The organism is Streptococcus sp. VT 162, assembly GCA_000688775.2.
GTDB lineage: Bacteria > Bacillota > Bacilli > Lactobacillales > Streptococcaceae > Streptococcus.
This window is the reverse complement of record CP007628.2, coordinates 905,245-919,388: the sequence shown is the minus strand read 5'-3', so window position 1 is coordinate 919,388 and position 14,144 is coordinate 905,245. Positions and strand designations below refer to the sequence as shown.

General features: G+C 40.5%; 9 protein-coding genes. 2 read left to right on the top strand and 7 right to left on the bottom strand.

The features are described 5' to 3' along the window. Positions 1 to 22: 22 nt before the first annotated feature. The 7 genes from V470_04430 to V470_04400 all read right to left on the bottom strand — a co-directional run bounded on the left by V470_04430 (position 23) and on the right by V470_04400 (position 11,458). Positions 23 to 1,447, bottom strand: coding sequence for a glyceraldehyde-3-phosphate dehydrogenase (locus V470_04430; protein ID AHZ47680.1), 1,425 nt, complete (start codon positions 1,445 to 1,447; stop codon positions 23 to 25). A gap of 268 nt (positions 1,448 to 1,715) precedes the next feature. Then, the gene (locus V470_04425) at positions 1,716 to 4,001 is read right to left on the bottom strand and encodes a pullulanase (GenBank protein AHZ47679.1); all 2,286 of its coding nucleotides are present in this window, start codon (positions 3,999 to 4,001) and stop codon (positions 1,716 to 1,718) included. Positions 4,002 to 4,150: 149 nt separating this feature from the next. Next, positions 4,151 to 6,109: an NAD-dependent DNA ligase LigA gene (ligA, locus tag V470_04420; protein AHZ47678.1), complete on the bottom strand. Its 1,959-nt coding sequence runs from the start codon at positions 6,107 to 6,109 to the stop codon at positions 4,151 to 4,153. An 89-nt stretch (positions 6,110 to 6,198) separates the two neighbouring features. Further along, positions 6,199 to 7,377: an FMN adenylyltransferase gene (locus tag V470_04415; GenBank protein AHZ47677.1), complete on the bottom strand. Its 1,179-nt coding sequence runs from the start codon at positions 7,375 to 7,377 to the stop codon at positions 6,199 to 6,201. 80 nt (positions 7,378 to 7,457) lie between these two features. Then, positions 7,458 to 8,321: a MutR family transcriptional regulator gene (locus tag V470_04410; GenBank protein AHZ47676.1), complete on the bottom strand. Its 864-nt coding sequence runs from the start codon at positions 8,319 to 8,321 to the stop codon at positions 7,458 to 7,460. Between the two features lie 2 nt (positions 8,322 to 8,323). Continuing rightward, positions 8,324 to 10,225, bottom strand: coding sequence for a multidrug ABC transporter ATP-binding protein (locus tag V470_04405; GenBank protein ID AHZ47675.1), 1,902 nt, complete (start codon positions 10,223 to 10,225; stop codon positions 8,324 to 8,326). Positions 10,226 to 10,303: 78 nt separating this feature from the next. After that, positions 10,304 to 11,458 (bottom strand): hypothetical protein, encoded by a 1,155-nt coding sequence (locus V470_04400; protein AHZ47674.1) that lies wholly within the window; start codon positions 11,456 to 11,458, stop codon positions 10,304 to 10,306. 409 nt (positions 11,459 to 11,867) lie between these two features. Between V470_04400 and V470_04390 the strand changes: the two genes are divergently transcribed. Both V470_04390 and V470_04385 read left to right on the top strand, forming a co-directional pair. After that, complete coding sequence (locus V470_04390; GenBank protein ID AHZ47673.1) at positions 11,868 to 13,586, top strand: phosphoglucomutase; 1,719 nt, start codon at positions 11,868 to 11,870, stop codon at positions 13,584 to 13,586. Between the two features lie 184 nt (positions 13,587 to 13,770). Further along, on the top strand, positions 13,771 to 14,118 hold the full coding sequence (locus V470_04385) for a bacterocin transport accessory protein (protein AHZ47672.1): 348 nt from the start codon (positions 13,771 to 13,773) through the stop codon (positions 14,116 to 14,118). The last annotated feature ends 26 nt before the right edge of the window (positions 14,119 to 14,144 follow it).

Here is a 14,144-nt window from a genome sequence, read left to right as displayed (position 1 = left end):
GTTATTTTCCTGATTTTATAAATTATCTCACATCAAAAACAATGGATTTAACATTTGTCATCGCTTCGATACTATATTTAATTCCTTGCACTCCTGCACCAGAACCTTTTACACCAAGGAATGGGAAATTATCTGGTCCACGTTGTGTTTTATTATTAATATGAACGGTACCAACTTCAAGTTTCTCAGCAATTTCAAATGCCTTCTTAAAGTCATTTGTAAAGACTGAAGATTGAAGACCGAATTCTGATTCATTAGCAATTTCAAGTGCTTCATTGGCATCTGCAACTCGAATAATTGGAAGAACAGGTCCAAATGGTTCTTCCCAGGCTAATTTCATATCTCTTGTGACATAATCAAAAAGTCCTGGCCAAATGAGATTATTCTCACGTTTGATTAGGCTGAGCGCTTTGGCTCCTTTTTCCTGAGCATCTTGAATCAATCCCCAGATGAAATCAGCTGAAGCATTGTCAATAACAGGTGTGATATCTGCATTGTCAAATGGATCACCCACTGTTAGCTTAGCGACTTCAGCTTGGAGCAATTCTGCCAATCTGTCTGCTACGCTTTCCACAACTAAAACACGTTTGATAGCGGTACAACGCTGACCAGAGTAGCTAAAGGCACCACCTACGATTTGCTTAGCTGCATTTTCTAAATCTGCGTCTTCTAAGACAATTGCAGCATCTTTTCCACCAAGCTCAAGCATAATCGGGCGCATACCAGCTAAACGACCAATACGCTCACCAATCGGTGTTGAACCTGTAAAGTTAATGAAATTCACTTCCTTGTGTTCGATGATGTAGTCTCCGATTTCAGAACCACGTCCAGTGATGGTGTTAAAGACACCTGCTGGGATTCCTGCTTCGTCAAATGCTTTAGCCAACAAGAGACCAGAAATAGAGCCTTGTGTTGGTGGTTTGAACATAACGACATTTCCTGCAATCAAAGCCGGAGCAATCTTAGATCCAGAAAGGTTGACTGGGTAGTTAAATGGCGCGATAGCTAAAACGACACCAACTGGCTCACGACGGACAACGGCTAGCTTGTTTTTACTTGCAGCTTCAAAACCGCCTCCTTCCATTGCTTGTCCAGTAATACGGAGACCTTCCTCAGCAGCAAAACGAATCAAATCTGCTGTACGTACTACTTCTCCAATGGCTGCTTTAATCCCTTTTGCAACCTCCTTGGCAAGAATTGTACCAATTTTTTCTTTATCACGTTCCAAAATGTCTGCTGTCTTATGCAAATAGGCTGCACGCTCAACGGGTGCTAAATCACGCCATGCTGGGAGAGCTGCACGCGCTGCTTTCATAGCCTCATCTACTTCAGCCTGACTCATAGCGGGAACTGTCCCCAGCTTTTCCTGATTGATGGGAGAATAGATGGCAATTTCATTCTCTGATGATTTCCATTTTCCATTCACTAAATTCTGATAATTTGTCAAATTCTCTTCCTCCTGAAAATGATTAAACCTTATTTTATCAAATTTTCAGAAAATTACAACCCCTTTTTGGAAAATATTGATATTTTTTTCACAAGCTTGATTCTTCAAATTATTTGAAATTTATTCCTATTAGATATTGGTTTTTCAATAAAAATCATAACCACCCGTCTAACGGGTGGTTTGTCCCAGGGCCTTACGGAGCGAGACGGACTAATAGTCACATAATCAAAAAAAGGTCTAGTTTTACTAAACCTTTTTGTGGCATTTACTATGAAAGTACCTTCAAGACTGCAACGCTGATATCATCAATCACATTAGACTCTTTAGAACGACTATTGGACACCAGCATTTCAAGGTTTCCTGCATTTTCAAAGTAGAAGGAAGTTCCTTTAGCATTGAATACCACCAATAAGTGCTCTGCTCCACCGTGAATCTCGTAAACAATCCACCCACTATTTTCAGCAGCTGTATGGACGAAGACATGACGATAAACTTCTTCGTATGTAGGATAAGAGAAAGCACGCATTTGTGTTTTTAGGCGAATAATCTGGCGAATAAAGTCAATGCTCTCTTGTCTCTCATTGATTAAATCCCAGTTGACCTGGTTGACACTATCTGGAGCATTGTAACTATTCATGGCACGTTCTCTATCTGCCGCAGTGAGCTCGCCATTTTCTCCAGTAGCAAGGAGTTTGGTGCGGCCAAATTCTTGACCCAGCTCTATAAAGGACATCCCTTGCATAAGAATGCTCATCGCTGTTGCTGTCTCAACCTGACGCATAATCTTATCTGAACTGTGATCTGGATGAAGGGTCACTAACAAATCATGCAAGTTGTAATTATCATGGGCTTCTACATAGTTAAGAACTTGGTTTGGACTAAGATATGAGCCCAACTCTCGGCTACCAAGAATAGCTTTGGCTACAATCGGTTCTGTAGCTGCACCGCTAACAAATCCTGCCTTGATTGAGCCATAAACTTCTCCTCCTTTGATGGCATCACGCTGATCATCATTGAAGAATCCAATATTTGGCATCTGGTAGGCATTATCCTTCTTGGCTTTGTCATAAGGTGCAAGACCAGTCCCCATATCCCAACCTTCTCCATAGGTGATAATACGTGGATCAACTTCATCAAGTGCCCAACGAATCGCTTGCATGGTTTTGACATCGTGAATTCCCATCAAGTCGAAACGGAAACCGTCAATATTGTATTCTTTCACCCAATAAAGGAGTGAGTCAATCATATACTTGCGGTACATTTCGTGTTCGCTTGCGGTTTCATTTCCAACACCTGTTCCGTTTTGGAAGGTTCCATCTGGGTTCATGCGGTAGTAATAATCTGGAACTGTTGTCTGGAAAGGTGCATCAACCGTTGAGAAGGTGTGATTATAAACAACGTCCATGATGACACCGATTCCAGCATCATGATAGGCCTGAACCATCGTTTTCAGATCACGAACGACTTGTCCTGGATCATCTGGATTGCTGGAGAAACTTGGTTCTGGCGCATTGTAGTTTTGAGGGTCATAACCCCAGTTATAGGTTACATTTCCGTCCTCGTCGTATTCCTTATGGCGATCAAAGATTGGTTGGAGCTGAACATAATTACAGCCGAGTTCTTTGATATAGTCAAAGGCAGTTGCTTGACCATACTGGTTAACTGTTCCAGTCTGGGTAGCCCCAAGGAAGGTCCCTCGAAGGTTTTCTGGAACTCCAGATGTCGGTGATTTTGTAAAATCACGAATGTGCATCTCACAGATAACGGCTTTACATGGGTTTTCCAAACGCCAAGGAGCATCTGTCCCATGTTTGACTTTAAATCCTTCTACCTGTCTATCTTGCTGAGAGAGGATGACAGAACGTTTCCCGTCAGGACTGGTTGCAATTGTATAAGGATCTCTTGTCAAACTCTTGTGATGAGGGAATTCAATCTGATACTGATAAGCTTTACCTGCAAGATTTTCATCCAAGTCTACACTCCAAACACCAATGGTATTGTACTTATGGCTGTATGAATAGCTATTCCCACGCTCAAGATTAAAGGTTTTCCAAATCGGCGCGTCGTTACTTGTATTTTCATAAACAACAACTTGGACTGCTGTAGCTGTTGGAGCCCAGAGTTTAAAGCTTGTCTGGTAGTCAGAGATACTATAACCCAACTCTCCTTGGTATCCCCAATGGTGATCAAAACTTTCACTGTGAAAGGCTTTATCAAAAGCAAACGGGTTTCGATCTTTATAGCAAGGACTTGCAATGGCTGGATTTTCAGAATAATAAACTGTCTCATCACCATCCAAAATCCAAACCTCAGTCAACAGTGGATAATGGTTAAACCGTAGGAGATAGTCTTTTGTCTTCCCATCTATTTCGACAGAAAAGGTCAGAGTATCGAGCCTTTCTGCACTTGTAACTGTAAAGGAGAATTTTGCTCCAAAATAGTCATTTTCATAATACAAATTTTCTTTAATATCTGCCTGTTTTCTACTGAATGAACAAGCATCATAATCCCCATTTTTTCGGTGAAAATGGATGACTACAGGGTATCTATACATTTCTTTTCCTAATTCCTAATTTTAATTTTTAAGTCATGCTGAAGAATTTAACGGGAATTTCAGCACAATAGAGAATAGCTTTAATAGATATAAAAACACATCAGGAGAGATAGTTCCAGACTATCTAACATCTATTTTTCAACTATTCTTTACAAACTTTCTAGCCAGGCCTCATCTCGAACTTCGATACCAAGTTCTTGTGCTTTTTGGAGCTTGCTTCCTGCATCTGCTCCTGCTACTACAAGATTCGTTTTCTTAGATACACTGCCTGTGACCTTGGCACCGAGGCTTTCGAGTTTATTTTTGGCTTCTGAGCGTGTGAGACGTTCCAATTTTCCAGTTAATACAACGGTCAAACCTGACAAGGCCGCATCCGCTACTACTGTCTGTCCTTTGTAGTCCAGATTGACTCCAGCTTCTTTCAACTCGTCTAAGAGAATATTCGACCCTTCTGTAGCAAAATAAGCCTGAAGGCTTTGTGCAATCACACTACCCAAGCTCTCGATACTTGCTACTTCCTCAGGATCAGCTTGGGCTAGATTTTCAATAGAGTGGAAATGTTGGAGCAAGAGTTGGCTAGCCTTGCTTCCGACATGGCGAATTCCCAGACCAAACAAGAGCTTTTCAGCAGAGTTTTCCTTGGATGCTTGAATGGCCTGATACAGTTTAGAAGCAGACTTTTCCTTGACACCTTCTAAAAGGAGGAAATCATCTTCTTTCAAACGGTAAATATCTGCCACATCCTTGACTAAATTGGCAGCAAAAAGCTTTTCAACAATAGATGGACCAAGTCCTGTAATATTCATGGCGTCTCGAGAGGTAAAGTGAATCAAGCCTTCCATGATTTGTGCAGGACAACGAGGATTGATACAACGAAGAGCCACTTCATCTTCAAAATGAAGCAACTGACTGTCACAGCTCGGACAGTTAGTCGGAATATCTAGTTTTTCTTCAGAAACACGTTTAGACTCTACAACACGCAAAACAGCAGGGATGATATCTCCAGCCTTATAAACGATTACCGTATCATCTTTTCGGATATCCTTTTCAGCGATATAATCTACATTATGCAATGTTGCACGGCTAACAGTTGTCCCAGCAAGCTGAACAGGTGTTAGATTGGCAGTCGGAGTCACAACACCCGTACGACCTACTGTCCAGTCAACTGAAAGGAGCTGGGCTTCTTTTTCTTCAGCGGGAAATTTATAGGCGATTGCCCACTTGGGCGCTTTAACAGTAAAGCCGAGTTCTTCTTGACCTGCTAGGTCGTTGACCTTGATGACCACTCCATCAATATCGTAAGGAAGTTTCTCCCGTTCTTGTCCTACTTCTTGGATGAAATCCCATATCTCATCTATACTTTTAGCCAATATTCGTTTAGGATTAACTACAAAACCAAGCTGTTCAAGATGCTCCAAGACTTTTTCTTGACTATCACGAGTAGAAGGGCTGGCTTCTTGATAGAGGAAAGTCGCAAGATTGCGTTTGGCCACTACTGCTGTATCCAGCTGACGGAGGGTTCCTGCAGCTGCGTTACGAGGATTAGCAAATTCAGGCTCTCCATTTTCTTGGCGAGCTTGGTTGACCTGGTCAAATGAAGCGCGTGGCATGTAACACTCTCCACGAACAGTGATATCAAGTTCTTCTGGCAAGGTCAAAGGAATGTTCTTGACACGCTTGAGATTTTCAGTGATATTCTCTCCAATAGAACCATCACCACGAGTGGCACCGACAACCAAAATCCCCTTTTCATACGTCAGCGAGATAGACAAACCATCGATTTTCAGCTCACAAATATAGGTCGGGTGGGGTAATTCCTTTCGAACACGCGCATCAAAAGCTTCTAACTCTTCACGTGAAAAAGCATCCTGCAAACTGTATAGAGGATACTGATGACTGTATTTTTCAAAACCATCTAAAACCTTACCACCAACACGATGGGTCGGACTGTCCGCTAAAACTTGATCTGGATAGGCAGCTTCCAATTCGACCAACTCTCGGTAGAGGCGATCATACTCGCTATCTGAAACCGAGGGATTGTCACTCGTATAGTACTCGGTCGCATAGCGGTTAAGTAAGGCAACTAACTCATTCATTCTTTCATTCATAATCCCATTTTACCACAAATCAAGCCCTCCTCACAATAGAGAAGGACTGAAAAATGGATTGTAGAGAAATATTTTCTAAAAAAGAGAAATTATAACTCTTTTTTAAAATGACTTCGCACATAAACGAGGGAGAAACAAGACAGGATGACAACCCCGCTTCCAATTATCAGAAAAGAAGAGAGATTGACACTTGGTAGCACCGTCATAAAGCCTTTTGCAATCGGCATAAATAGGATGGCTAAGGTAAAAATGGTGCTTAGTACTCTTCCCAAGTATTCCCCCTCAACCTTGGTTTGAACCTGAGTAAAAAAGTGAATATTAAAAATCGTCATAAACAGTTCACAAACTAAATTTCCAGAAAAGGAAAGAAAAGTTGGCAATGGTAACCCCATCATAAAAACTCCAACTCCAGTCAAGGCCAATAGAATCAAAAGATTATAAACACCTGCCTTTATTTTGCTAGCTAGAAGAGCTCCGATAATCGAACCAATAGCGCCCATAGTCAAAATAGTTGCATAAGCTCCTTCTACCCCGTATAGTCGATCTGAAAAAGGGAGGAGAAATTCAAAAGCTGCAAAAAAGAAATTAACACTGGAAGCGACTACCAAAAGGAAAAAGATTTCTTGCTGGCGCCAAATATATCGAATCCCTTCTTTCATATCAGCAAAAATATTTTTCCAGCTGAGAGTCCTTTTCACTTGTTCCTTAGCCTCTTTTTTGGGGAGGAAAGCTACTAAGATAAATGCGATGAAAAAACTAATGGCATCTAAAACAAGCGTCATATGGAGACTAGCAAATTGTAAAACGATGAAAGAAAGTACAGGGGAGCTAACGCCTACAACCTGCAAGACTAGCTCTAAGCGAGCATTATAGGTCACAATCTCGTCTTTCTCTACAACCTCAGTTATAATGGCTTTGTTGGCTGTACGAGAAAATGCAAAGGCAACCGCCTGAACAATATTTGCGAAGATCAGAGCAGCAATCATCAAGCTATCATTTCTGATGAAAGAAATAGCTAGACAGAGAACGCCACAAATCAAGTCTGTCGTCATCAAAATTTTGCGACGCGAAAAGCGGTCTGAAATCACTCCGCCAAAGGGATTGACTAGAATCGATGTAACCAACTCAGAAATCTGGTAAATCCCAAGAACAGTCTGTCCTACTGTTCCCATTGATGCTAACCAAACACTATTTCCATAATCATAGAGCATATTCCCTATCTTATTAATAGCCCCACGACTAATCAACTGGATTGCATGTCGATTCATATAAAAAGCTCCTCTCAAATTTTGAAACTATTGTATCAAAACTGAAAGGAGTCTCTTTATTTTTCCCTTATTTGGGAAATTTAAGCATTTACAAATTTTTCATAATGTTCCTGATAGTAAGCCACTTGCTCTGGAAGTCCAAGCACATCAAAAATAAGCATAGCCTCCTGCATCTGACTACAACCCTCTTCTTTCAAGTCTCTCTGGTAGAGGGCGAAACCTTTGAGATAATGGAAGATATTGCGCTCATAAAGCTTGATACCATTTCCAATCAACTTCTCCACATAGCCCTCAAAATAGTCCGCATCCGCAAAGGATCGATTTTCCAAACAATGCTGGTAACAGTTAAGAGATAAGATCAAAACAAGTTTTCGATGACGACCAATTTCCTTGTAGTACTCTTCCCGCTCCATGACTTCTCTGCCAATCCGAGCCACATAGTCCACATTGTAGAAAGTATAGAGATTACCGAAAAGAATCAACTCATACATAGTCCATTCTTCTGTTTGAAAAAGATAATCTGCTACCTTTTCCAAATCACTCTGACTCATCGTGTAACGAGCATCTCTTTGACAAATCAGACCTTGTAGCAGAATCCAATTCAGCTCAAAATAGAGGGGATTGGTCGAACTCTTTGCTTTCTCAAGCTGTTCCTTTTGAAGCTTTTGAAAACCTGCAATATCATTTGAGTAGTAAAGCGGAATAATCTGTGCCATCAAGGCAACATGTTCATGATTTTGAAAATCTCTAGCCTTGTCCATGAAATTTTCAATAGTCACATGAATATTATCCAAAATCTCAAAGAAACGAGAAACTGCTAGATCAGACTCCCCAAGCTCGAAGCGAGATAACTGAGAGGTTGAACATGATTCACCTGCCGCCTCTTTCAAGGAGTACTTCCCACTTGTTCGAAATTCACGAAATACCTTTCCTAGATGTTTCATCTTTACACCTGCTCTGATAATTCTTCCCACTCAAGCATAGCTCCTTCCTGACGATGGCTGATTTTGTCCAGTTCAGTCTGCAATTCCATGAGTTTTTCAGCATCGTTGGTTTCCAGCATTTGTTCAGAAATGGCTTGGCTTTGAGTTTCTAACTCTTCGATTTCAGCCTCTAGATTTTCGATTTGTCGCATGAGCTTACGGGCTTCTTTCTGACTTTCTTTCTGGGCCTGATAGTCATTAGCTGGACTTGCTTCTTTTGCTTGATTGCTAGTTGAAGCATCTTCTATCTGGCTGACTTCTATTTCAGCCTTTTTCTCAACATAGTAGTCATAATCTCCAAGGTAGAGGGTTGAGCCATTTTCAGACAATTCCAGTACATGAGTGGCTACACGATTGATAAAGTAACGGTCGTGGCTGACAAAAAGAAGGGTTCCATCAAAATCAATCAGAGCATTTTCTAACACTTCCTTGCTATCAATATCCAAGTGGTTAGTCGGCTCGTCCAAAATCAAGAAGTTATTGTTTTCCATTGAAAGTTTTGCAAGAAGCAAACGAGCTTTCTCGCCCCCAGAGAGCATGCCTACTGATTTCTTAACATCATCACCAGAGAAGAGGAAGGCACCAAGGCGGTTGCGAATTTCAACTTCTGGTGTCAGTTTAAAATCATTCCAGAGTTCATCAAGTACCGTATTACTTGCTGTCAGCTTGCTTTGGGTTTGGTCATAGTAACCCACCTCAACATTGGCACCAAAACGCTTCTCTCCCTTGATAAAAGGAATCTGGTCCACAATAGACTTGATAAAGGTTGACTTCCCAATGCCATTTGGTCCGACAATCGCGACAGCATTCATCTTACGAAGGTCTAGGTTGATAGGTTCTGACAATATTTCCCCATCATAGCCAATAGCAGCATTTTCAACTGTCAGGACAACATTTCCCGATGTTTTTTCAGACTGGAAGGTCATATTGGCTGATTTCTTACTAGTTTCAGGTTTGTCCAAACGCTCCATTTTTTCCAATTGTTTCCGACGAGATTGGGCACGTTTGGTCGTTGAAGCTCGGACTAGATTGCGATTGACAAAGTCTTCTAGAGCCGCGATTTCCTTCTGTTGCTTTTCATAGTTTTTTGCCTCAGTAGCTAGCTTTTGCTCCTTTAACTCAACAAAGCGAGAGTAATTACCTACATAACGATCTAAGGAATGCTTAGTCAAATCGAGTGTAACCGTCGCAACCTTATCCAAAAAGTAACGGTCGTGACTGACAATAATGAGGGCGCCGCTATAGTTCACCAAGTAATTCTCTAGCCAAGCAATCGTTTCAATATCCAAGTGGTTGGTTGGCTCGTCCAAGACCAAGAGATTGGGCTTTTCAAGGAGCATTTTAGCCAGTGCCAGACGGGTATTTTGACCACCCGAAAGCTCGGCAATTTTCATCTGCCACATAGACTCGTCAAACTTGAATCCATTCAAAATCGCTCGAATATCAGCTTCGTAAGTAAAGCCACCATCCTGACGGAAATTCTCTGACAAACGATCATAATCCGCCATCAGTTTATCCAAATCCTCACCAGACTTTTCACCCATCTCCAACTCCATCTGACGCAGTTGTGTCTCTGTCCGACGCAAGTCATCAAAGACATGGAGCATTTCATCATAAATGGTATTCTCGGACTCAAAACGGCTATCTTGGGCTAGGTAAGACAGAGAGATATCTTTTTTCTTATTGATTTCTCCACTAGTTGGCTCCTCTTCCCCAACCAAAATCTTTAAAAGAGTAGACTTACCTGCACCATTTTTCCCAACAAGAGCAATTCGGTCTCGTTCATCAACTTGCAGATTGATATTATCAAAAAGAACATCTCCTGCAAAAGAACGTTCAATTTTATTGGCTTGTAAAATAATCATGATTCTATTTTACTATCTTTTTCTCTTTTGCACAATTGCAATGAAAAAAGTTCGAGTCATAAACCCGAACCTTTTATCTTAGTATCCAATGCCTCCACGGAATGTGCGAGCCATATCCTTCAAACTATAGTTTTTAGAAGAGGTGTCGATAGTCCATTTACCATCTTTCTTGGTCATTTTAATTTCATAACCCTCTTTTTTCATGTTATCACTAGTATCTAGAGGAGTTGAATCAAATTGACTTGGTGCATTTTCTAAAATATATTTCTCACCAGCTTTCATAGCTTCTGAGTAGTTGCTATATTTGCCTTTGTTTTCTTCGTAGAATTTACGGCTCAATTCATGAACATTTAAATTATCCAAGTCGATTGTTTCTGGTCGAACATAAACAACAGCATAATCTGGCAAGTATGTCTTCACCTTGTAATCAACTTTTGCTCTCTTAGCATTTGCTTTGATGTAAGCATCTGCGAATGTTCTAAGTTCTGAATCAGAAGGTTTGTAGTTATAGAAACCTTTTCCGAATGACTCTGTAAATTTCTTGATAAACTCTTCTTTATCAGCTTTCGCATCGTTTGTGAATTCAGCACTGTCATCAGAAGATTTTTTATCATCAGCAAGTGCTACAACTTGCGACTTATTGTCAGTAGCACTTAGGTTCGTTCCACCACCAGAGCTTTCCCCATTAAGGTAAACAGCATCGACATATTTTTTCATTACATCTTTTGCTTCATCAATATTGTCTTCATACTGACTTGGATCAACCTTGATTGCTACATCATTATTCTTTTTAGAATTTTCTTTGATGTCCTCGTAAAAGCTAGGCGCGAAGTGAAGTTCATACTTAGCATTCTTGTCGACTTCATACACCACATAACCAGCAACGCTCTTTCCTTTAGAAAGTTTGTCTCCATATGACATAAATTTCGTTTTACTGTCACTTTCATAAATTTGAATTGGTTGTAATTTTTCATCTTTTTCATTATAAAGCGTGATATCTTGGCTAGTAAAACTAAACTGTTTATCGCGATTGTTCTTGATTTCGACTTGAAGTGCAAGGTATGTTGATGATGAATCCTCATCTTTAGGCAATACATACATACCGTCTTTTACAGAAACCTCAAAGTTAGAGTTTGAAGCTGTACCATTGTCGCTTGCTTTCTTAGAAGCTCCACAGGCAACCAGTGCTAAAGCTGATAAAAGCAAGGCAGAATGCTTAAGAATTTTTTTCATAATGGATTCTCCTTTAATGATTTACTATATTTTACCATACGCAGAATAAAAATCAAAACAGAAACCAGATATTTTCAAAATATCTTAAATTTATAGAGTTTTAACTTAAATTTTTCTATATGTTCATTTGATACATTAAAGGATTCTTTATAAAAAGAATAGAATATAACAATATTTACGATTTATTTTATTTAAAATCCCACAAAAATACTATAACTTTTAATATTTTTAAAAATTAGATAATTGATATTCATCCCTAACTTAGTATAAGTAAGCATGGTACCCACCATTTTCCCGCTAAAGTGCATAAGTAAATTTCCTACATTTTAAGTTATGCTAACGTTTTACTAAAATGTCAAATCGTGATATAATGAAAGCGATTAAAGCAAATAAACAAAGGAGACACTCTATGACTTACCAAGAAAATTATCAAAAATGGCTCGATTTTGCTGATCTTCCAGACTACCTTCGTCAAGATTTGGAAAATATGGACGAAAAAACTAAGGAAGACGCCTTTTATACCAATCTTGAATTTGGTACTGCTGGTATGCGTGGTTTGATCGGTGCTGGTACAAACCGCATCAACATCTATGTTGTTCGTCAAGCAACTGAGGGTTTGGCTCGTTTGATTGAGTCAAAAGGTGGAAACGAAAAAGAACGTGGTGTAGCAATTGCCTACGATAGCCGTCACTTCTCACCTGAGTTTGCCTTTGAATCTGCGGCAGTTCTTGCTAAACACGGTATCAAATCTTACGTATTTGAAAGCCTTCGTCCAACTCCAGAACTGTCATTTGCAGTTCGTCACCTCAACTGTTTCGCAGGTATTATGATTACTGCCAGTCACAACCCAGCTCCATTTAATGGTTACAAGGTTTACGGTGAAGACGGTGGACAAATGCCCCCGCACGATGCGGACGCTTTGACTACTTATATCCGTGGAATAGAAAATCCATTCGCTGTGGAAGTTGCTGATGTGGACGCTGAAAAAGCTTCTGGCTTGATTGAAGTTATTGGCGAAGCTGTCGATGTGGAATACCTTAAAGAAGTCAAAGATGTGAACATCAACCCAGCCTTGATTGAAGAATTTGGTAAAGACATGAAGATTGTCTACACACCACTTCATGGTACTGGTGAAATGTTGGCTCGCCGTGCTCTTGCACAAGCTGGATTTGACTCAGTTCAAGTTGTTGAAGCGCAAGCAACTGCTGATCCAGACTTCTCAACTGTAAAATCTCCAAACCCAGAAAGCCAAGCAGCCTTCGCCCTTGCTGAAGAACTTGGTCGTCAAGTTGGTGCAGACGTTCTTGTGGCAACTGACCCCGACGCTGACCGTGTTGGTGTTGAAGTTCTTCAAAAAGATGGTAGCTACCTCAACCTTTCAGGTAACCAAATCGGTGCTATCATGGCTAAATACATCTTGGAAGCCCACAAAAATGCTGGTACTCTTCCTGAAAATGCTGCTCTCTGCAAATCCATCGTATCAACTGACTTGGTAACAAAGATTGCTGAAAGCTACGGCGCAACCATGTTCAACGTTTTGACTGGTTTCAAATTCATCGCAGAGAAAATCCAAGAATTCGAAGAAAAACACAACCACACCTACATGATGGGATTTGAAGAAAGCTTCGGTTACTTGATTAAACCATTCGTACGTGATAAAGATGCTATTCAAGCTGTTCTTGTCGTTGCTGAACTTGCTGCCTACTATCGTTCACGTGGTTTGACACTTGCTGATGGTATCGAAGAAATCTACAAAGAATACGGATACTACGCTGAAAAGACTATCTCTGTTACTCTTTCTGGTGTTGATGGTGCTGAACAAATCAAAGCGATTATGGCTAAATTCCGTAGCAATGCTCCGAAAGAATGGAATGCAACAACTATCACTGTCGTAGAAGACTTCAAGGCTCAAACTGCTACTGCTGCTGACGGTACTGTTACAAACTTGACAACTCCTCCAAGTGATGTTTTGAAATACACACTTGCTGACGGTTCATGGATTGCTGTTCGCCCTTCAGGTACCGAACCAAAAATCAAGTTCTACATTGCAGTTGTAGGTGAAACCAATGAAGATTCACAAGCTAAGATTGCCAACATCGAAGCGGAAATCAATGCCTTTGTAAAATAAGAAAATCATAACCACCCGTCTAACGGGTGGTTTGCACCAGGGCACCTTACGGAGCGAGACGGACTAATAGTCACATAATTATAAAAGATGAGACCAACCAATCTCATCTTTTTTCGTATCAAATCTGAGCATTTTTAGAAACTTTATGGCATACTAGACTTATCAATGAAAGCGAGGTAATCTCATGGAACAATTTTTAGAAAACATCAAAGACCTTGAAGTCACTACAGTTGCGCGTGCACAAGAAGCACTTGATAATAAAGAAACAGCTACCTTCTTTATTGGTCGCAAAACTTGCCCTTACTGCCGTAAATTTGCAGGCACATTGGCAGGTGTCGTAGCTGAAACCAAAGCTCACATCTACTTCATCAACAGTGAAGAACCAAGCCAACTTAATGAATTGCAAGAATTCCGCTCACGTTATGGAATCCCAACTGTGCCAGGTTTTGTTCATATTGTAGATGGCCAAATCAATGTCCGTTGCGACTCTTCCATGTCCGCACAAGAAATCAAGGAATTTGCTGGATTGTAAAAAAGCCACTCGTCGAGTGGTTTTTG